A 20840-nucleotide genomic window follows, 5' to 3' on the forward strand; every position below is an offset into this window, starting at 1 on the left:
ATGTTATTTGAAAACGCAAGAAAATTTGAGACAACCATCGCCGGGCGGCCCTTTGTGGTGGAAACCGGCAAGCTCGCGCAGCTCGCAAACGGCTCCTGCCTTGTGCGCTACGGCGAGACCGTCGTGCTCGCGACGGCGACCGCCTCGGCAAAGCCGCGCGACGGCATCGACTTCTTCCCCATGTCGGTCGACTATGAGGAGAAGCTCTACGCCGCGGGCAAAATCCCCGGCTCGTTTATGAAGCGTGAGGGAAAGCCCAGCGAGAAGGCGATTCTGACCAGCCGCGTCATCGACCGCCCGATTCGCCCGCTCTTCCCGAAAGACATGAGAAACGACGTCACCATCGTGACGACCGTCATGTCGGTCGACCCCGACTGCTCGCCCGAAATCACGGCCATGATCGGCGCGTCAATTGCCATCTCCATCTCGGACATCCCGTGGAACGGCCCGATTTCCGGCGTGTCGGTGGGTCTGGTCGACGGTCAGATCGTCATCAACCCGACGGCGGAGCAGAAAGGGAAAAACGATCTGCAGATGACAGTCGCGAGCTCCGCCCAAAAGGTGGTCATGATCGAGGCGGGCGCGAACGAAGTGCCCGAGGACAAGGTCTACGAGGCCATTATGGAGGGCCACAGGGCCAACATTGAAATCGTCAAATTCATCGAGGACATCAAGGCCCAGATCGGCAAGCCGAAATTCGACTACCAGTCGATGGAAGTGCCGGCCGACATGTATGAGGAGCTCAAGGACTTTGTACTCGACGATCTGAAAAAGGCGCTCGACACCGACGACAAGGAGACCCGCGAGAACGGTCTCAAAGAGGTCTACGACAAGGTCTTTGAAGCCTTTGGCGAGAAGTACACCGACGCCGCGGTGGTCAACGAGTGCCTCTACAAGCTGCAGAAATATGTGGTGCGCCGCTGGCTGCTCGACGAGCAGAAGCGCGTCGACGGCCGCGACATGGATCAGATTCGTCCGCTCGCGGCCGAAGTGGGGCTGCTGCCCCGCGTTCACGGCTCGGGCCTGTTTACCAGAGGCCAGACCCAGGTGCTGACCATTGCGACGCTCGCGCCCCTGTCGGAGAAACAGAGAATCGACGGCATCGACGACGAGACCGAGAAGCGCTACATGCACCACTACAACTTCCCGAGCTACTCGGTCGGTGAGACCAAGCCCTCGCGCGGCCCCGGCCGCCGCGAGATCGGCCACGGCGCCCTCGCCGAGCGCGCGCTCGTGCCGGTGATTCCGTCGGACGAGGAGTTCCCCTACACCATCCGCCTGGTCAGCGAGGTGCTCTCGTCGAACGGCTCGACGTCGCAGGGCTCCATCTGCGGCTCGACGCTCGCGCTGATGGACGCCGGTGTGCCGATCAAAAAGCCGGTCGCGGGCATCTCCTGCGGCCTTGTCACCGAGGGCGAGCGCTGGCTGACTTTCACCGACATTCAGGGCATTGAGGACTTCTTCGGCGACATGGACTTCAAGGTCGCCGGTACGAAAGACGGCATCACGGCCATCCAGATGGACCTCAAGATCGACGGCCTGACGCCCGAGATCATCCAGAGCGCCTTTGAGCGCACCCACAAGGCGAGAATGTACATTCTCGACGAAGTCATGCTCAAGGCCATCGACAAGCCCCGCGAGGAGCTCTCGAAGTATGCGCCCAAGATGACCACGCTCTACATCGACCCCGAAAAGATCCGCGACGTCATCGGCTCGGGCGGCAAGGTCATTCAGAAGATCGTGGCCGACACCGGCGCGAAGATCGACATCGAGGATTCCGGCCGCGTCATGATCGCCGCCGTGGATCAGGAGAGCGGCAAGATGGCCGAGCGCATCATCCGCTCCATCGTGGACGATCCCGAGGTGGGCGCCGTCTACATGGGCAAGGTCACGCGGCTGATGACTTTCGGTGCGTTTGTGGAGATCGCCCCCGGCAAGGAGGGCCTCGTGCACATCAGCAAGCTCGACAACCACCGTGTGGAGAAAGTCGAGGACGTGGTGTCTGTGGGCGACGAGATCATGGTCAAAGTCACCGAGATCGACGACAAGGGCCGCATCAACCTCTCGCGCAAGGACGCCCTGCCGAAGAACTGAGAAAACCGAACAGATCACAAAAGCGGGTTTGGGCAACTGAACCCGCTTTTCTAAAGAGGGGCATATGATAGAGAAAATCACACTGGACAATGGACTGACGGTCGTACTCGAGCGTATGCAGAACGTGGGCAGCGCCTCGGTCGGCATCTTCGTCAAGAGCGGCTCGCTGCACGAGACCAAAGAGGAACTCGGCATCGCCCACTTCATCGAGCACATGCTCTTCAAGGGCACCGAGACCCGCTCGGCGCGCCAAATTGCCGAGGAGTTTGACGACATCGGCGGCCAGGTAAACGCCTTTACCTCGAAAGAGCTCACCTGTTTCTACGCAAAGGTGCTCGGCTACTCGCTGCCCAAGGCCATTTTGATTCTCTCGGATATGCTCACCCACTCGAAATTTGACCCCGCAAACATCAAAACCGAGCGAAACGTCGTACGCGAGGAGCTCTCGATGTACGAGGACTCGCCGGAGGACCTGGTGTGCGACAGCCTGCTCGAAAAAGTCTGGAGCGGCTCGAAGCTCGCCTACAATATCCTCGGCACGGCGGGCTCCATCCGCAGCTTCAACCGCGAGATGGCGCTCGGCTATATGCGCCGCAACTACACGCCGTCGAACATGGTGGTCTCCATCGCGGGGAGCTTTGAGCGCGACGAGGTGCTCGCGGCGCTGCGCGGGGCGCTCGGCTTCGACTGCCCGCCGCCGCCCGTTCGCGAGGAGTATGAGGTGCACTACGAGCCCTCGCTCGTGGTGCGCAAAAAGGACATTGAGCAGAATCACCTCTGCCTTGGCGTGCCGGGACTGCCGCTCGGCCACCCGAAGCGCTTTGAGTTGGCGGTGCTCAGCAACATCCTCGGTGAGGGCATGTCGAGCCGTCTCTTTCAGAGACTGCGCGAGGAGATGGGGCTTGTGTACACGGTCTACACCTTTTTGGCAAACCACGAAAAGGCGGGCTTTTTCGGCATCTACTCGGCCCAGACGGCCGAGGCCGAGAGCCAGGCGATCGAGCTGATCAGAGGGGAGCTTGAGAGCGTTGCGCGCGACGGCGTGACCGACGAGGAGGTGCGCCGCGCAAAAGAGCTTTTGAAGACCAACATCGTCATGGGCTACGAGAGCAGCTTCAACCGCATGAACCGAAACGCCCGCGACGAGATCTTCCGCGGCCGCTTTGTCAAGGCAAAGGAGATCACCGCGCTGATCGACGCGGTGGACACCGCCGCCGTCAGCGAGCGGGCGGGCGCGCTCTTTGAGCCGGACAAGTTCTCTCTCGGCGTGGTCGGCAGAACAAGGCCGCGCGAGGAGTACCGCCGGGAGCTGGCGTGAGGTCTTTTCAAAGGGCGAAACTTGCGCTATACTAAAAGGGGAAACGGAAGCTTGAAGAGGGGCGCCGGTATAAAGGGCGCCGCAGTGGTATAAGATATTGTTGACAGTCCGTGGAAAGGAGAGTCGATGGTATGAAAAACCCGATTGAGCATCCTCTGAACGACGAGAAAGTCTATGACGCAATTTTTGACGACCCGTTTGAGCTGAGCATTGAGGACGACCCGGGCGGGCCCGAGGAGAATCCCCTGCAGAGAGTGAGCTATCCAAAGCGGGCCGAGCCCTATGAGCCAAACCCCGTGATACGAAACTTCAACGCGGCCGACGATCCCGACGGGCCGCTGTGAGAACGGCATGGCCGGCGAGTGACACTCGCCGGCTTTTTTTGCGCATGAACCGACGCTTTCCCGTCCATACTCAAAAGTGAGAACAGTTTGAAGGTGGAATGAAAGCGTGAATCGATTTTCTCCCAGGGCGCAGCACGCGCTCAACGAGGCGCTCGCCTCGGCGCAGCGGGCGGGACACAGCTATGTCGGCAGCGAGCATCTGCTCTTGTCGCTCGCGCGCGAGAAAGGCTCGAGCGCGGCAGACGCACTGCGCCGTGCCGGGCTGGACGACAAGAAAATTCAGCTTCAGATCGAGCTGCTTGTCGGGCAGGGCACGCCCTCGCGGCTGCTGCCGTCGGATATGACCCCCAGTCTCAAGCAGATCATCGAGCTGTCGCTTCTGGAGTCGCGCAGTCAGGGCCAGAGTGTGATCGGCAGCGAGCATCTGCTGCTCGCCCTGCTCAAGCAGCCCGGCTGCCGGGCGCGCAGCATTCTCACGCGGCTCGGCGCGGATGTGGATCTGATCTGCGGGGAGCTGACCCACTGGACCGGCGACGGCCTGCCGCTCGAATTCGGCGGGGACGAGTCGCCGCTTTTGAAGACCCAGACGCTCAAGAACTTCGGCGTGGATCTGACGGCCCAGGCCCGCTTCGGGCGCATTGACCCGCTCATCGGCCGCGACGGGGAGATTCGCCGGCTCACCCAGATTCTCTGCCGGCGGCAGAAGAACAACCCCGTTCTCATCGGCGAGCCGGGCGTCGGCAAGACAGCCATCGCCGAGGGACTGGCGCTTCTCATCGCGAAAAACCGCGTGCCCGAGGGACTTCGCGGCAAGCGGGTGGTGATGCTCGATCTCGCGGGCATGATCGCGGGTGCCAAGTACCGCGGCGAGTTTGAGGAGCGGCTCAAGAACACGCTCGCCGAGGTCAAGAAGATCGGCAATCTCATTTTGTTCATTGACGAGATCCACATCATTGTCGGCGCGGGCGCGGCCGAGGGGGCGGTGGACGCGGCCAACATCTTAAAGCCCTCGCTCGCGCGCGGCGAGTTTCAGGTGATCGGCGCGACCACCACCGAGGAGTACCGCCGTTACATTGAAAAGGACTCGGCGCTCTCGCGGCGCTTTCAGCCGATCATGGTTGAGGAGCCGGACTGTGAGCGCAGCATCGAGATTCTCAAGGGCGTGCGACCGCGCTATGAGCAGTTTCACCGGGTGAAGATCGACGACGAGGCCATTGAGGCCGCGGTGCGGCTCTCCAAGCGCTACCTGCCCGAGCGGCGGCTGCCCGACAAGGCCATTGACCTGATCGACGAGGCGGCGGCCAAGCTGCGCATTGCAGCCGCCGACCGGCCGCCCGCGCTGCCCGCCGAGCCGCCCCGTGTGAGCGAGGAGCGCGTGCGCGCCCTGCTCGGGGAGATCACGGGCATTCCGATCAGCGAACCGGGCGGCGGGGCCGGGCGGGAATTTGTAGAGCTTGAGCAGATTCTCGAGCAGTCGGTCATCGGCCAGAGCGAGGCGGTGAAGAAAGTGGCGGGCGTCATCCGCCGCAGCAGGGCGGGGCTCGCCGACGAGCGCCGGCCGACGGGCTCGTTTCTCTTTCTCGGGCCGACGGGCGTCGGCAAGACGGAACTTGCGCGAGCTCTTGCGCGGGCGCTCTTTCAGAGTGAGGAGGCGGTTATCCGCCTCGATATGGCCGAGTACATGGAGAAGAACAGCGTCTCCAAGCTCATCGGTTCGCCGCCGGGCTATGTCGGCTACGAGGAGGGCGGCCAGCTGACCGAGAAAGTGCGCCGGCACCCCTACTCCATCATTCTGCTCGACGAGATTGAAAAGGCCCACCCCGAGGTCTTCTCCATGCTGCTGGCCGTTCTCGAGGACGGCAGGCTCACCGACTCGTCGGGTCGCACGGTGGACTTCTGCAACACCGTGATCATCATGACCTCGAACATCGGCGCGCGCAGCATGGCGGCGGGAAGCCAGCCGCTCGGCTTCGCGGCGGCGGACGGCGCGGATACGGGCCGCCGCGAGCGGGCGCTCGAGGAGCTCAAGCGGGTGTGCAGCCCGGAGTTTCTCAACCGCATCGACGAGATTGTGGTCTTCTCGCCGCTCTGTGAGCGCGACTGCGCGGTGATCGCGCGGCGGCTGCTCGGCGAGCTCAAAGACCGGCTCGCCCGCCAGCAGGTTCACCTCGAGATGGATGAGAGCCTCGCGCAGCACATCGCAAGCCGTGGCTACTCGGCGCGCTACGGTGCGCGGGCGCTGCGGCGGCTGACCCAGTCGGAGATCGCCGACGAGCTTGCGACGATGATTCTGCGCGGCGAGCTCACACCGGGCGAGCGCGGCGTGCTCGAGATGCGCGAGGGCAAACTCACCGTGCGCCGCAAGGCGCTGATTCCCTGACCGGGCGGGGCACAGGCGCTTGACATCGGCGGCCGCTTTCACTAGAATAGAACAATAGACACCCCAATGAAAGCAGGTCCCCGTGCGGGACGGATAGGAGCAGGACATGGACAACACGAACAAGACGATGGAAAAAATCGTAGGCCTCTGCAAGAACAGAGGCTTTGTATACAGCGGCTCGGAGATCTACGGCGGCCTTGCCAACACCTGGGACTACGGCCCGCTCGGGGTGGAGTTCAAAAACAACGTCAAGCGCGCCTGGTGGAAGAAGTTTGTGCAGGAGTCGAAGTACAACGTCGGACTTGACAGCGCCATTTTGATGAACCCGCAGGTCTGGGTGGCGAGCGGCCATGTAGGCGGCTTTTCCGACCCGCTGATGGACTGCAGGGACTGCAAGACCCGCCACCGCGCCGACCAGCTCATCGAGGACGCCGTGCCCGGCGTGAGCACCGCCGGCTGGTCGAACGAGCAGATGCTCGACTACATCCGCGACAACGGCATCAAGTGCCCGAACTGCGGCTCGGCGAACTTCACCGACATCCGCAAGTTCAATCTGATGTTCAAGACTTTTCAGGGTGTCACCGAGGACAGCAAAAATGAGATCTACCTGCGCCCAGAGACCGCGCAGGGCATCTTCGTCAACTTCAAAAACGTCGCGCGCACCACGCGCAAGAAGATCCCCTTCGGCATCGGTCAGGTGGGCAAGTCCTTCCGAAACGAGATCACGCCCGGCAACTTCACGTTCCGCACCCGCGAGTTTGAGCAGATGGAGCTGGAGTTCTTCTGCAAGCCCGGCACCGATCTCGAGTGGTTTCGCTACTGGAAAGACGCCTGCGAGAACTTTTTGTACTCGCTCGGCATGAAGAAGGAGAATCTGCGCCTGCGCGACCACGAGAAAGAGGAGCTGTCGCACTACTCGAACGCGACGACCGACATCGAGTATCTCTTCCCGTTCGGCTGGGGCGAGCTGTGGGGCATCGCCGACCGCACGGACTTTGATCTCAAGCAGCACCAGAACACCTCCGGCGAGTCGATGGAGTACTTTGACGCCGAGACCAATGAGAAATACATCCCCTACTGCGTCGAGCCGTCTCTCGGCGCGGACCGTGTGGCGCTCGCGTTCCTGGTCGACGCCTACGACGAGGAGGAGGTCGGCGAGGGCGACACCCGCGTGGTGCTGCGCCTACACCCCTGTCTCGCACCTTTCAAGGCGGCGGTCCTGCCGCTGTCGAAAAAGCTCGCGGGCCCGGCCGGCGAGCTCCACGAGAGCCTCGCGAAGAGATTTCCGGTCGACTACGACGACGCCGGCTCCATCGGCAAGCGCTACCGCCGCGAGGATGAGATCGGCACGCCTCTGTGCATCACCTACGACTTTGACAGCGAGACCGACGGCTGCGTGACCGTGCGCGACCGCGACACCATGCAGCAGGTGCGCATTCCGATCGCCGAGGTGGCGGACTACATCGACGCAAAGCTCACATTCTGATTTTCCGGCGGCGCGCTGTTCGGCGCGCCGCTTTTCTATTGCGAAAGCCGCGCAAATCCTGTAAGATAGACATACAAAGACAAGACCGGGGAGGAGAATGGGACTTTGAGAATCGACAAGGAGAACTACTACCTCGACATTGCCGAGACCGTTTTGGAGCGGGGCACCTGCCTGCGGCGCAACTACGGCGCCATCATTGTCAAAAACGACGAGATCATCTCGACCGGCTACTCCGGCGCGCCGCGCGGGCGAAAGAACTGCACGTCGCTGAAATTCTGCATGCGCGACAAGCTCAATATCCCGTCCGGGCAGCGCTACGAGCTCTGCCGCTCGGTGCACGCCGAGGCGAACGCCATCATTTCAGCCCCGCGCCACAACATGATCGGCGCGACGCTCTACCTCGTCGGGCGTGACGCCAAGACCGGGGAGATCAACCCGGACTCCGATTCCTGCTCCATGTGCAAGCGGCTCATCATCAACGCGGGCATCACCAAGGTGGTCATCCGCCGCACCAAAACGACCTACTCGGCCATCGACGTGCGCGACTGGATTTTCAACGACGACTCACTGCAGGAGGAATTTTGATTTTGAGGGCGGGGCCGATGCCCCGCCCTTTGACTGGGGGAACCGATATGCAGAAAGTGGCGCTTGTCACCGGAGCGTCCGGCGGCATCGGCGCGGCGGCAGCGCGCCGCCTCGCCCGGGACGGGTGCGCGGTGGCGCTGCACTACCACAGAGGGCGGGAACGCGCCGAGGCGCTCGCGGACGAGCTCTCGCGCGAGGGGCTGCGGGTGTGCGCGGCGGGAGCGGATCTTCGCGACGGCGCGCAGATCGCCGCTCTCTTTGCGCAGGTCGAACGGGAGCTCGGGCCGGTCGACATTCTCGTCAACAACGCGGGTGTCGCGCGCATCCAGATGCTCTGCGACGCGAGCGAGGGGGATTTTGACGAGCTCTTCGGCGTCAATGTGAGAGCGGCTTTCCTCTGCATCCGCGCGGCGCTTTCGCACATGGTGCACGAGAAGTGGGGGCGCATTGTCAACGTCTGTTCCATGTGGGGCGAGGTGGGCGCCTCCTGCGAGGCGCTCTACTCGGCGTCAAAGGCGGCGCTCATCGGGCTGACGAGGGCGCTTGCCAAGGAGCTCGGCCCGAGCGGCATCACGGTGAATGCCGTCTCGCCCGGCGTGATCGACACGGCGATGAACGCCTCGCTCGACGCGGCGGCGCTCGCGGCGCTGTGTGAGGAGACGCCCGTCGGCCGCCTGGGCACGCCCGACGAGGTCGCCGAAGCCATCGCCTTTCTCGCGGGGGAGGGCGCCGCCTTTGTCACGGGGCAGGTGCTCGGTGTCAACGGCGGGATGGTCGTCTAATTGTGAAAATCGCGACAATTTGCCGTTTGGCTCTTCCCCTTTGTCCCAATTTGCGGTAAAATAAAAGAAAGCTTCGCCAGTGCGGAGAATTCAATGAAGATGGGAGAGATACCAGTGCCTTTAGTCAATACAGTCGAAATGTTCAAAAAGGCCTACGAGGGCGGCTACGCCATCGGCGCGTTCAACGTCAACAATATGGAGATTGTGCAGGGCATCACCGAGGCCTGCCAGGAGCTCAAGAGCCCGGTCATTCTTCAGGTGTCGGGCGGCGCGCGCAAGTACGCGAACCACACCTACCTTACCAAGCTCGTTGAGGCGGCGGTCATCGAGACCGATGTGCCGATCGCGCTGCACCTCGACCACGGCAATTCCTTTGAGCTGTGCAAGAGCTGCATCGACGGAGGCTTTACCTCGGTCATGATCGACGGCAGCCACCTGTCCTTTGAGGAGAATGTGGCTCTCGCCAAGCAGGTCGCCGACTATGCCCACCAGTTCAATGTCACCGTTGAGGCCGAGCTCGGCCGCCTCGCCGGTATTGAGGACGCTGTCAACGTCAGCGCAGAGGATGCGTCCTACACGAACCCTGCCGAGGTGCAGGAGTTTGTCGAGCGCACGGGCGTCGACTCGCTCGCCATTGCCATCGGCACCAGCCACGGCGCCTACAAGTTCAAGCCCGGCCAGAAGCCCCAGCTGCGCTTTGACATCCTCGAGGAGGTCGCCCGGCGCCTGCCCGGCTTCCCGATCGTGCTGCACGGCGCGTCCTCGGTTGTGCCGGAGTTTGTGGAGATGATCAACAAATTCGGCGGCCAGATGCCCGACGCGATTGGCATCCCGGAGGACATGCTCCGCCAGGCGGCCAAAATGGCGGTGTGCAAGATCAACGTCGACAGCGACCTGAGACTTGCCATGACGGCCACCATCCGCAAGTACCTCGCCGAGAACCCGTCCCACTTTGATCCGCGCCAGTATCTCGCCCCGGCGCGCACCGCGATCAAGGACATGGTCGCACACAAGATCAACACGGTCATGGGCTCCGCAGGAAAGGCCTGATTACCGCAATACAGAGGAGCTCCGCCAGCGGCGGAGCTCCTTTTTTGAAAGGGAGGACGAAGATGAAAATCGGTTTTATCGGAACGGGCGTCATGGGCGCCGCCATGGCGCGAAATCTCATGCGCGCCGGCCACACGCTCGCGGTCTACAACCGCACAAAGAGCAAGGCCCTGCCTCTGGTCGAAGAGGGGGCCGAGCTCTGTGAGACGGTCGCCGCCTGCGCCGCCGGGCGGGATATGGTCATCACCATTGTCGGCATGCCGGCCGATGTGGAGCAGGTCTACTTTGCGCCGGACGGCATTCTTGAGAACGCCGACAGGGGCACGCTTCTCGTCGACATGACGACGACCGAGCCGTCGCTTTCCGTGCGCATCCATGCGGCGGCGGTGAGCCGCGGTCTGCGGGCGATCGACGCGCCGGTCTCGGGCGGCGACGTCGGCGCGCGCGAGGGCACGCTCTCCATCATGGCGGGCGGCGATGAGGAGGACTTTGAGGCCGCGCAGCCTGTTCTCGCGTGCATGGGCAGCCTCGTGGTCTACGAGGGGCCGGCGGGCAGCGGCCAGCACACCAAGATGGCGAATCAGATCGCCATTGCCGGCGCCGTCGCGGGCGTCGGTGAAGCGCTGAGCTACGCGCGGCGCATGGGGCTCGATCTCGAGCGGACGATTCAGACTCTTTCTGCGGGCGCGGCGCGCAGCTTTCAGCTCGAGAGCAACGGCGCGAAGATGGTCTCGGGCGACATGGCGCCCGGCTTCTTCATCAAGCACTTTGTCAAGGATATGGGCATCGCCGAGCGGGAGGCGTCTGACGCCGGGCTGTCGCTCGAAGTGCTCGCGCAGGTGCTCGAGATGTACCGCAGCCTCGAGGCGCGCGGACTCGGCGAGCTCGGCACGCAGGCGATCTGCAAATACTACGAGTGACGCGGGGCGTGAAGCTCTGTTACAGGGGGCTCGGCGCGGATGAGATTTGCCGCGAGCTGTTTTACGGCTTTGTCAGACGCCAGGTAGTGACCGACTGTTGGCGCCGGGAGGAGGGCCGCTGGGTCATACGGGAGGACGGCTTTGTCGACGACTGGGCAGAAGAGGACTATCGAGAGCTCATCACCTCACTCAAAAGCACGGCGGCGCGGAGTGGTCTTGTGTACGCCTGCTTCTGTGACGGGGCGCTCAAGGGCTTTGTGTCGGTCGAGCCGGAGCGCTTTGGCGCGCGGCGGGAGTATCTGGATTTGACCAATCTCCATGTCAGCGAGGACATGCGCGGCAGGGGGATTGGCACGGTGCTCTTTCGAGCCGCAAGACAGTGGGCGCGGCGCGAGGGGGCGTCAAAGCTCTATCTCTCGGCACACTCCGCGGTGGAGACTCAGGCCTTTTACCGGGCCAGGGGGTGCGTAGAGGCCCGGGAGTACAGCAGAGAGCATGTTGAGCGGGAGCCCTTTGACTGCCAGCTCGAGTGTTCCTGTGAGCCCTGACGAAGAAACAGGGGACTGCATTTTCAAAGCAGTCCCCTGTCTTTTGCCGGTTTGTGTCTCAGGCTGGGAAGAAGAGCCGCACGAACACACACGCGAGCAGAATCACAGACACGTCCGCGACGAGGGCGGCCGCCAGGGTGTGACGGGTGCGCTTGACGCCTGCCGACGCGTAGTAGAGTGTGAACGTGTAGAATGTGGTCTCGGTCGAGGCGAGCATGACGCAGGCCACCCGCCCGGCAAAGCTGTCGGGTCCGACGCTCGCGAGCAGCGTGTCGAGAAGCGAGATGGAACCGCTGCCCGACACCGGGCGCAGGATGGCGAGGGGTACGAGCTCGCTCGGGATGTGCAGCAGGTCCGTCAGCGGGCGGACAGCCGCGCCGATGATCTCGAGTGCGCCCGAGGCCTCAAAGAGGCTGACCGCCGTGAGCAGCGCGATGAGCGTGGGCAGGATACGGTAGACCACTTTGAGCCCCTCGACCGCCCCCTCGATGAAGCAGTCGAACACCGCGACACCCCGGACAAGGCCGAAGAGCACCACGCCCGCGATGATGGCGGGCGTGATGACGGCCGACAGGGCAGCCACTACCTGCGCCGCGCCGGCGAGGCGCTCTCACAGAGAAAGCAGACCGCAAGGCCGATTGCAAGCGAACAGGCCGAGGTCAGCCAGATGGCGGGCAGCAGATCAAAGGGCGCTGACGACCCGCGCGCAAGGCGCATGGCCGCGATGGTAGTCGGCACCAGCTGGAGCGACGCCGTGTTGATGAGCACAAAGCGAATCATGCTCTTCGAGGCCACGCCCTTCTCGGGGGAGAGAGCCGAGAGTTCCCGCATGGCGGCGAGCCCCATGGGGGTCGCGGCGTTGCCGAGACCGAAGAGATTGGCCGTCATGTTCATGGATATGTAGCGCTCGGCGGCGCTCTTTTTTTTGACGTCGCCGAAGAGCAGCCGGATGACCGGGCGCAGGAGTTTTGCAAAGAGCTCGATCAGGCCGCTGCGCTCGGCGATTTTCATCACGCCGCTCCAAAGGCACATCACCCCGCCGATGGACAGCACGAGCTGCACCGCCCGCGTTCCGCCCGACAGGGCGGCGGCCGAGAGCTCGGCTGTGCGGCCGGTGAGCACGCCGAAGAGCAGGGCCACAACGATCATGCCGGCCCAGAGATAGTTCAACATGGCGATCCTCTTTTCTTCTCTTCTGGAATAAAAAGACAAATTGTTTCGAGTCTATGAACAATTTGCTAAATCTAGTAGAAATTACCAATATTTATTGACTTAATTTTGTATTAATGTTATAGTGAAAAAGAAGTAAATTCGACAATTTTTGGTAATGTAAGGAGGATGGAACGTGAAATCAACAGGAATCGTCAGAAGAATTGATGAATTAGGTAGATTCGTGTTGCCGATCGAGCTTCGCAGAACGCTTGATCTCACAGAACGGGACGCAGTAGAAATTTATGTCGATGAAGATACGATTATTCTCAAAAAGTACGAACCAGCCTGCACCTTTTGCGGAAGTACCAAAGGAATCATCAGCTACAAAGGCAAAAACATCTGCTCCCAGTGCATTGAGGAGCTGAAAAAATAAACGTCTCTTCCGGGGCCGGCGAAGCAATTCGCCGGCCCTTTTTCTCTGTCATAAGAACCAAATCTGTGAAATATATTTATCTAAAATGACGTTTTTTGAAAGATTAAAATAAAAATAATTGCAAAATATTTCACATTAGCTTACAATGAATTTGGAAAGAGAGGGAAACCATATGTCACATCCTGCCATACCGGCCCAGCGCCAGAAGCAGATTTTGGAATACATCAAAGACACCGGCAGCGGCCAGATTCGCGAGCTTGCCGCCTACACCGGCGTTAGCGAGGCGACCATCCGCCGCGACCTTGACGCGCTCGACCGGGCCGGGCTCATCGAACGCAAGCACGGCGGCGCAGTGACGCAGGGGCTGAGCACCTCGTTTGAGCAGATACACAGCGAGAAGATGAAGCTGATGCTCGATGAGAAGCGCCGCATTGCCCGGCGCGCGGCCCACCGCATCAAAGACGGCGAGAGCGTCTTTCTCGACTCTGGCACGACCTCGTTTTTTGTGGGCGCCAATCTCAAACACCACCGAAATCTGACCATTGTCACCCACAATCTGCAGATCGCCGCGAACATTGAAATCGACCGGACCTCTTCGGTGATTGTCACCGGCGGCATCCGCCGCGACGAGTACAGTGTGCTCGCGGGGGCCATTGCGGAGGACTTTGTGCGCGATCTGTCGGTCGACCGGGTGATTCTCGGAGCCGACGCGGTGGACGCGGCGCTCGGCGTGTACAACAGCAACTTTGTCGAGATCGGCATGAAAAAGTTGCTTGTGCGCTGCGGCCGGCAGACCATTCTCACCTGCGACAGCAGCAAATTCACCGGGACGGCGCTGGCGAAGATCTGCGACATCGGTGAGATCGACACCATCATCACCGACACCGGTCTCGATGAGGAGAAGCGCCGGGAGCTGCTCTCATCGGGCGTGGAACTGATTCTCGTATAGGACAGACTGCAAAGTCAATATACATAACAAGTGACGGAGAGGAGAATTGTCATGCGTACACGCGAGGAACTGTACCAGAGCTGCCTGAACACCTTTGCAAACGAGGCCCACGCGGTGGCGGAGCTCGCAAACACGGTCGACCGGGAGAAACTGGTCGATCTCGTCGAGATGATCGCCGCCTGCAAGGGGCACATCATCATGACCGGCTGCGGCACTTCGGGCGCGGCGAGCCGGAAAATCTCGCAGGTCTTCAACTGCGTCGACCGCGCGTCGATGTACCTGAATCCCGCCGACGCTCCCCACGGGGACTACGGCGTCATCCGCCCGGAGGACATTGTCATCATCATCACCAAGTCCGGCAAGTCCAAGGAGATGATCGACCTGATTCCGGTTGCCAAAATGCGCGGGGCAAAGGTGGTCGCTGTGACCGAGAATCCTGACTCCGCCGTCGCGCGGGAGAGCGACCTTGCCATCATTCTGAGTACGGGGCTCGAGGCCTGTCCCTACCAGTGCCTGTCGACCACCTCGGTCACGGCGGTCTTTGCGCTGTTTGATGCGGTATCCATCGGCGTGATGCTGCAAAACGACATCACCACCGAGTACTTCAAACAGGTGCACCCGTCGGGCGGCGTCGGCGAGATGCTGCGCGGCAAATAGATGGGAGGCGCGACGTGAAACTCATTGTCACCGGGAGCTTTGACGAGAGCAGCCGCCATGTGGCCGCGCGCTTTGCCGAGGTGATCCGTGAGAAGCCGGACGCTTTGATCGGCTGTGCGACCGGCAGCTCCACCGTCGGCATCTACCGGCATCTGGCGGCACAGTATGAGGCGGGAACACTCGACTTTGCGAAAGTGCGCACGGTCAATGTCGATGAGTACATGGGCATCGGGCCGGGCCACGGGCAGTCCTTTGCCCACTTCATGGCAGAGCACTTCTTCACCCGCGTGAATCTCGCGCCCGAGAACTGCTACCTGGTCGACGGAGCGGGAGACCCCGCCGGGGAGACGGCGCGCTTTCGCGCCTTTCTCGGGGGCAACCGCATGGACATTCTGATGCTCGGCATCGGCACAAACGGGCATGTCGGCTTCAATGAGCCGGCGCCGGTCTTCACCGCCGGGGCCCATGTGGTCGCTCTCGCCGAGGACACCATCCGCGCGAACAGCCGCTTCTTTCAGGACGAGAGCGAGGTGCCGCGCCACGCTATGACCATGGGCATCGGCGACATTGCAAAGGCGCGCCGGGTCTGTCTGATTGCCTCGGGCGCGGCAAAGGCCGACGCCGTGCGCCGGCTCTTTGCGGACGACAACATCGACCCCCGGCTGCCCTGCACCATTTTGAAAGCCTGCCCCGACGCAGAGGTGGTCATCGACCGCGAACTCGCGCAGGCCGCAGGACTCATCCAAACACAGGAGGAATCAAATTGAAAGACATGAAAACGCTGACCCACGAGCTGTCGGATCTCTACGGCATCTGCTCGCGGGAGGATCGTGTGATCGACTATATGAGCGAGCACTTCGCCCCGCTCGGCGGCGAGGTCTCGGTCGATACGCTCGGCAATGTCACCTGCGCGTTTTCCTGCGGCAGGGAAAACGCCCGCAGACTGCTGGTTTTTGCCCACACCGATGAGATTGGCTTTGTCGTCACCAAAGTGGAGCAAAACGGCTTTTTGCGCATTCAGCGCATGGGCGGCGTCAACACGAGCGTACTCGCGGGCATCCGCGTGACCATTCTCGGCGAGAGGGGCGACGTGACGGGGAACCTCGGCGTCTGCAGCCACCATGTGATGCCGCCGGAGCTCAAGGGCGTCATTCCCGATGTGTCGAAGCTCTACATCGACATCGGCGCGGCGAGCGCCGAGGAGGTCTACGAGCGCGGCGTCGACGTAGGCTGCTTTGTGACCTATGAGAAGAACTTCACCGAGCTGTCGGAGCATCTTGTCTCCGGCAAGGCGCTCGACGACCGTGCGGGGTGCGCCATTCTGCTGCACTACGCCGAGCGGATCGCCGCGCTCAGACAGGCGGGGCAGCTGCACTGGGACGTCTACGTGGTCGCCTGCGTCCAGGAGGAGTTCAACGTGCGCGGCATTTTGCCGCGGGTGCGTGAGATCCGTCCCGACGCCTCCATCGGCATCGACATCTGCGTGGCCCACGACACGCCCGAGCTCGAGGGCAAGGCGCCCATCCGCCTCGGAGGCGGGCCGGCGGTCACCTTTGTCAACTTCCACGGCCGGGGCACGCTCGCGGGCGTTCTGCCCGACGAGAAGCTCCAGCGGGCGCTGCTCGACACCTGCCGGCGGGAGAAGATTCCGTTCCAGCGTGAGGTCGTCATCGGGCTGATCACCGAAAACGCCTTCATCGGCTTTGAGAACGCGGGCGTCGCGGTGGCAAACGTCAGCTACCCCTGCCGCTACAGCCACAGTCCCATTGAGACGGTGGATCTGCGCGACCTCGAGGGGATGGTCTCGCTTCTCGCGGGCTTCACCGCGGGGCTCACTGAGCAGACCGCCTTTGGAAAACAGAAATAAATTTTTTTCATTAAACAAGAAAGGAGGAATCGTCTTGAAGACAGTAGTGGTCGCCTGCGGGGTCGGCTTTGCCTCCTCCACCATCATGGGCGAGCGGCTTAAAGGTCTCTTCGAGCAGGAGGGCATGGAGGATGAGATCCGTCTGATCCAGTGTACGCTCAACGAGGTGCCGGGGTATCTCGACAGTGCGGATGTGATTCTCACCTCGTCTCCGATGGAGGGCGACTTCCCGATTCCGGTGCTCAGCGGCGTGCCGTTCATCTCCGGCATCGGGATGGAGGAGCTCAAGGAGCAGGTGCTCGACATTCTCAGGCAGTAGGCAGTCACGGAATCCGGCCGCGGCGGCGGGCGGCCGGAGGCGGGAAGTCCGCCGCAAGGGGAAAGGAGTGACCATGCAGTATATTGTTAACTTCTTTGAGATGATCAAGGGCCTCGGCTCCAACGTCATGGTGCCGCTGACCATCATGATCATTGCGCTCATCTTCCGGCTCAACTGGGTCAAGGCCATCAAAGCGGGCCTGACCGTCGGCGTCGGCTTCATCGGCATGAACCTGATTCTCAACATCCTGTGGGATTTCATGATTCCGGTCTCAGACATTCTGCTTGAGAGATTCGGACTCAACCGCCCCTATGTGGACGCGGGCGGCGGCGCGGCGGGCGTCATCGCATTCGGCACGACCGTCGGCACCATCATCATCCCGTTTATTCTGGTGATCAACATCCTCATGCTCGTCACCAGAACCACAAAGACCATCAACATTGACATCTGGAACTTCTGGCATCTGGCATTTACCGGTTCGGTCATCACGCTCGTCGCCGAGAAGAGCGGCGCAAGCCCGACCGAGGCCATTGTCTACGGTCTGATCGGCGCGGCGACCCACTCGATTCTGGCGCTGCTCATCGCAGACCTGACCGCCAAGCGCATCCAGGAGGAATTTCGGATGCCCGGCGTGTCCATCTCGCAGGGCTTTGCGATCACAACAGTGCCGATTGTGCTGCTGCTCGACAAGCTCTACAACCTGATCAAGCCCCCCAAAAAGGCGGTCGAGGGGGAGAAAAAGGCCGTCAAACGGCCGTCGGCGGTGGCGTCTCTGTTCGGCGAGCCGATCATCATCGGCGCGCTGCTCGGCATTGTGCTGGGCGTCGCCGTGGGCTACAGCTTCCAGCAGACGGCGGAGCTCGCCGTTCAGCTCGCGGCGCTGATGCTCCTGCTGCCGCGCATGATCAAGATCATTGTCGAGGGTCTGCTGCCCGTGTCCGACGCGGCGCGCGCGTTCATGAGCAAGCGCTACGGCGACCGGGAATTCTACATCGGCCTCGACTCGGCGGTTCTGCTCGGCCATCCGACCACTCTCATCGCGTCCATCATCCTCATTCCGATCGTGCTGGTGCTCGCGATGGTGCTGCCGTGGAACACCACTCTGCCTGTTGCAGATCTCGCGGCGACGGCGTTCTTCGTCTCCATGGCGACCCCGATTCACAAGAACAGTCTAGTCAAGACCGTCATCTCCGGCACGGTGATCTTCACCATCGTGCTGTCCATCTCGAGCTACTTCGGCCCGATGATCACCGAGGTCGCGCGCGCCACCGGCTACGCGTTCCCCGAGGGGGCGACGGGCGTCACCGCCATGTCGGCGGGCAACTGGTTCGCGTGGGTCATCTCCATGATCATGCGCCTGAAGTGGTTCGGCGCCATCCTCTGCGCCATCATCATCGGCGGTGCGATCTACCTGATCAACGTCGTGGCTCTCAAGGTCTACACCCATGGGAAAAAGAAGCCCGCCGAGGAGAAGGCAAACGTCTGATGTTTCAAAGCGTGCAGCGGCCGCCGGGCATCCGGCGGCCGCTCTTGCGTTGAACGCATGGAAGCGGAGAAACTGGTCGGGTTTTGCACTGCAAAAAAGAAAAAATATCTCTTTTAAAACGATGAATAGTGTGATATAAAGAAATAGAAGATAGCCTGACAGAAAAAAACGATGGGAGGGGAAACGAGTGGGAATATGGGATTCCATCAGAGCGCACGCCCGGCCGCCTCAGGAGCGTCGGGCAGAAAACAACCGCATCCTCAAGGGGATGGGCATAGCCTGTTTCGATGAGCTGCCGGTCAGAGAGTCGGGCGAACAGGTGAGCGTGCGGAGCTTGGATGATATCTGCAGGAGAACAATTGCCGGACTGCTCTCGATTCAGCTTGCCTGCGACATCGCGCAGCAGAACGACTACGACGAGTCTCGTGAGCTGTTTTACGAGATGATGGGGAAATATGGCGTCACGGCTTGCCTGCTGGAGAAAGAGAAAAGGCTCTTTGCGGGGACCTACACCGAGCAGGATGTGGTCGACGTCGCCTGGACCTATGAGACGGTGTGGAGCCTGCTGTGGGCGCTGGGTAGGATTGAGCGGCTCGACCCGCCGGATCAGCTGTGCGACTGTGAGCGCGCCATTGACACCGTTGTCGACTGTGACAGCTTTGATGATTTTAAACAGGGGTGCCGTCTGCGAAACAAAGAGAAAATACTCGATATGCTGGACCTGTTCTACCGCTATCACTGGGCCTGTGAGGAAAAGCGCCTGAGACCTCAGACAAGCATTGGCAGCTTGAATCCCGAGGTGGTGGTTGAGAGAAGACGAGGCCTCGAATGGCTCGTGGGCGAATGGGACGACTGGAATGACATACCCCTTGACACCTGAAAAAGACAGCGTGCACCACTGTGGTACACGCTGTCTTTTTCTTTAGAACAAATATTCAGGCGGCTTTGAATCCCATTTTTTCACGCATCAGGTCGATGGCGTAGTCGGTCTGAATGTCCTCCTCGTAGGTGATGTTCTTGAGGTGGTTGATGTAGTCGGTGATGTACTCGAGCGTCTCGCGGTCGAGCGTGCCCGTGACGGTGAGACCGCTGTTTCGCTGCAGCGTCTCGAGGGCGAGCTTTGTCGCAGTGTCAAAGGTCTCGTCCGCCTGGGTCATGTAGCCGAGAAACTTCAGGCGCTGCTCAAGTGCGAGCACCGTCTCGTTTTTGGCCCCGAGCACGGCGCTGTGGTAATTCTGGTGGTTGAAAGCGCCGAGGGCGGGAAGTTCCAGCTTCTTTCTCGGGTTTTCAACCACGAGATCGGGGGTGATGCCCTCGCCGTCGTAGTGCACGCCGCCGGGCAGCAGCACCTCAAAGACCGTAAAGGCGGCCATGGTCTCGTCGGAGAGCTCAAAGTAGCCCTGGCCGACGCCCTTGCCGTAGGTCTTCTCACCGATGACGGTGGCGAGATCGTACTCCTTGAGCACACCCGCGAAGATCTCGGCGCCCGAGGCCGAGTTCCGGTTGCACAGCACAAAGATGTTGTCGTAGTCGAGCGCGCGGTCGGTGGTGCGGTAGGTCTCATCGTACTGCCCGCCGCGGCCCTTGATGGAGAGAATCTCTCTGCCCTCGCCGGGAATGAGGAAGTTGAGAATCTCAAGCACAATGGTCAGATCGCCGCCGGGGTTGTTGCGCACGTCGAAGATGACGTTTTTCACGCCGAGGTCCAGAAGCTCGTTTTTAACGGTAATCCACTCATAGTAGGTCAGCATGCCCGAGAAGTCCTTGATGGTGATCATCGCGGCCTCGTAGTTGCACGCGGGGATGAGCTCGTAGGTGATGGTCTGCTCGGAGAGGGCCTCACGCGTCATGGTGAACGAGAGATTCTCGCCGGTCGACGGCCGGTGGATGGAGTAGGTGACGGACGACCCCTCCTCGCCGCGCGCGAGATCCGAGATGGTCGTGAGCGCGAGGCCGCTGACCGTCTGGCCGTCGATGGCGAGCAGATAGTCGCCCGCCTCGATGCCCGCGATGGCGGCGGGGCCGCCGGCGGTAACTTCGCTGATGAGCACCGACTCCCCGTCGAGGGTGATGGTCAGGCCCACGCCGGCATACTCCTTGTAGTGAAAGGCATTGTTGACGCCCTCGGCGTCGAGATAGCGGCCGTAGGCGTCATCGGCGCTGAGCATGGCGTTTAAGAGGTCTTTTGCCTGCTCGGGGTGGTCGGTGAGAAATTGCCGGATGGCGTCGGTGAGAATCTGCTCGGTGGTCTTGTCCTTGTAGAATTTCTCTCGGTAGAGCTCCAGAACCTCGAGGAAGAGATCGTAGCCCTCGTTGGGCTGCGTTTCCTGCTCGTCGGCGGCCAGAGCCGGTACGAGCAGACTCATGACAAGGCAGAGCACGAGCAGAAGACTGAGGGCCGTTTTTTTCATCTGTTTCATTTTCAAACCTCCTGGCGCCTCGAAGCGCCGGTTGGGCGGGCATGCCGCGG

Annotated in this window: 21 protein-coding genes; 18 read left to right on the plus strand and 3 right to left on the minus strand. The window is 61.4% G+C overall.

Going from position 1 to position 20840, the window contains the following annotated elements; genetic code table 11:
- The 10 genes from H8695_RS08110 (at position 1) to H8695_RS08155 (ending at position 11507) form a co-directional block, all read left to right on the plus strand.
- Positions 1–2094 carry a polyribonucleotide nucleotidyltransferase gene (locus H8695_RS08110; protein WP_249300485.1) on the plus strand — a complete coding sequence of 698 codons (2094 nt, stop codon included), beginning with the start codon at positions 1–3 and terminating at the stop codon, positions 2092–2094.
- 64 nt (positions 2095–2158) lie between these two features.
- Positions 2159–3412, plus strand: coding sequence for a M16 family metallopeptidase (locus tag H8695_RS08115; protein WP_249300486.1), 1254 nt, complete (start codon positions 2159–2161; stop codon positions 3410–3412).
- 131 nt (positions 3413–3543) lie between these two features.
- Positions 3544–3756 (plus strand): hypothetical protein, encoded by a 213-nt coding sequence (locus tag H8695_RS08120; RefSeq protein ID WP_249300487.1) that lies wholly within the window; start codon positions 3544–3546, stop codon positions 3754–3756.
- Positions 3757–3862: 106 nt separating this feature from the next.
- Complete coding sequence (locus H8695_RS08125) at positions 3863–6136, plus strand: AAA family ATPase (protein ID WP_249300488.1); 2274 nt, start codon at positions 3863–3865, stop codon at positions 6134–6136.
- Between the two features lie 106 nt (positions 6137–6242).
- Entirely contained in the window at positions 6243–7622 is a 1380-nt protein-coding gene (locus tag H8695_RS08130) for a glycine--tRNA ligase (protein ID WP_249300489.1), read from the plus strand.
- Between the two features lie 105 nt (positions 7623–7727).
- Positions 7728–8207: a deoxycytidylate deaminase gene (locus H8695_RS08135; RefSeq protein WP_249300490.1), complete on the plus strand. Its 480-nt coding sequence runs from the start codon at positions 7728–7730 to the stop codon at positions 8205–8207.
- A gap of 47 nt (positions 8208–8254) precedes the next feature.
- Positions 8255–8989: an elongation factor P 5-aminopentanone reductase gene (gene ymfI, locus H8695_RS08140; RefSeq protein ID WP_249300491.1), complete on the plus strand. Its 735-nt coding sequence runs from the start codon at positions 8255–8257 to the stop codon at positions 8987–8989.
- A 114-nt stretch (positions 8990–9103) separates the two neighbouring features.
- Positions 9104–10039 (plus strand): class II fructose-1,6-bisphosphate aldolase, encoded by a 936-nt coding sequence (gene fba, locus H8695_RS08145; RefSeq protein ID WP_249300492.1) that lies wholly within the window; start codon positions 9104–9106, stop codon positions 10037–10039.
- Positions 10040–10101: 62 nt separating this feature from the next.
- On the plus strand, positions 10102–10959 hold the full coding sequence (locus tag H8695_RS08150) for an NAD(P)-dependent oxidoreductase (protein WP_249300493.1): 858 nt from the start codon (positions 10102–10104) through the stop codon (positions 10957–10959).
- Complete coding sequence (locus tag H8695_RS08155) at positions 10956–11507, plus strand: GNAT family N-acetyltransferase (protein ID WP_249300494.1); 552 nt, start codon at positions 10956–10958, stop codon at positions 11505–11507. Before H8695_RS08150 ends, H8695_RS08155 begins: the two co-directional genes overlap by 4 nt.
- Positions 11508–11565: 58 nt before the next feature.
- On the opposite strand, the gene H8695_RS08160 is transcribed toward H8695_RS08155, so the two are convergent.
- Both H8695_RS08160 and H8695_RS08165 read right to left on the minus strand, forming a co-directional pair.
- The gene (locus H8695_RS08160) at positions 11566–12090 is read right to left on the minus strand and encodes a nucleoside recognition domain-containing protein (RefSeq protein WP_249300495.1); all 525 of its coding nucleotides are present in this window, start codon (positions 12088–12090) and stop codon (positions 11566–11568) included.
- The gene (locus H8695_RS08165; protein WP_249300496.1) at positions 12090–12680 is read right to left on the minus strand and encodes a nucleoside recognition domain-containing protein; all 591 of its coding nucleotides are present in this window, start codon (positions 12678–12680) and stop codon (positions 12090–12092) included. The genes H8695_RS08160 and H8695_RS08165 overlap by 1 nt, the downstream gene beginning before the upstream one ends.
- A 172-nt stretch (positions 12681–12852) precedes the next feature.
- Here H8695_RS08165 and H8695_RS08170 point away from each other — a divergent pair, with 172 nt between their 5' ends.
- The 8 genes from H8695_RS08170 to H8695_RS08205 all read left to right on the plus strand — a co-directional run bounded on the left by H8695_RS08170 (position 12853) and on the right by H8695_RS08205 (position 19250).
- Positions 12853–13092, plus strand: coding sequence for an AbrB/MazE/SpoVT family DNA-binding domain-containing protein (locus tag H8695_RS08170; protein ID WP_249300497.1), 240 nt, complete (start codon positions 12853–12855; stop codon positions 13090–13092).
- Positions 13093–13264: 172 nt separating this feature from the next.
- A complete protein-coding gene (locus H8695_RS08175; protein ID WP_249300498.1) occupies positions 13265–14041 on the plus strand; it encodes a DeoR/GlpR family DNA-binding transcription regulator in 777 nt (258 codons plus the stop codon).
- Positions 14042–14092: 51 nt separating this feature from the next.
- Positions 14093–14698 (plus strand): KpsF/GutQ family sugar-phosphate isomerase, encoded by a 606-nt coding sequence (locus H8695_RS08180; protein WP_249300499.1) that lies wholly within the window; start codon positions 14093–14095, stop codon positions 14696–14698.
- 14 nt (positions 14699–14712) lie between these two features.
- Positions 14713–15465 carry a 6-phosphogluconolactonase gene (locus H8695_RS08185; protein ID WP_249300500.1) on the plus strand — a complete coding sequence of 251 codons (753 nt, stop codon included), beginning with the start codon at positions 14713–14715 and terminating at the stop codon, positions 15463–15465.
- 5 nt (positions 15466–15470) lie between these two features.
- Complete coding sequence (locus tag H8695_RS08190; RefSeq protein ID WP_249300800.1) at positions 15471–16565, plus strand: M42 family metallopeptidase; 1095 nt, start codon at positions 15471–15473, stop codon at positions 16563–16565.
- Positions 16566–16599: 34 nt separating this feature from the next.
- Positions 16600–16884, plus strand: a complete 285-nt coding sequence (locus tag H8695_RS08195) for a PTS sugar transporter subunit IIB (protein WP_249300501.1) — start codon at positions 16600–16602, stop codon at positions 16882–16884.
- Positions 16885–16957: 73 nt separating this feature from the next.
- A complete protein-coding gene (locus tag H8695_RS08200) occupies positions 16958–18370 on the plus strand; it encodes a PTS galactitol transporter subunit IIC (RefSeq protein ID WP_249300502.1) in 1413 nt (470 codons plus the stop codon).
- A gap of 187 nt (positions 18371–18557) precedes the next feature.
- Entirely contained in the window at positions 18558–19250 is a 693-nt protein-coding gene (locus H8695_RS08205) for a DUF4272 domain-containing protein (RefSeq protein WP_249300503.1), read from the plus strand.
- A 55-nt stretch (positions 19251–19305) separates the two neighbouring features.
- On the opposite strand, the gene H8695_RS08210 is transcribed toward H8695_RS08205, so the two are convergent.
- Positions 19306–20790, minus strand: a complete 1485-nt coding sequence (locus H8695_RS08210; protein ID WP_249300504.1) for a S41 family peptidase — start codon at positions 20788–20790, stop codon at positions 19306–19308.
- Between the last annotated feature and the right edge of the window lie 50 nt (positions 20791–20840).

The sequence above is a fragment of the Feifania hominis genome (assembly GCF_014384765.1).
Taxonomy (GTDB): Bacteria; Bacillota; Clostridia; order Oscillospirales; family Feifaniaceae; genus Feifania; species Feifania hominis.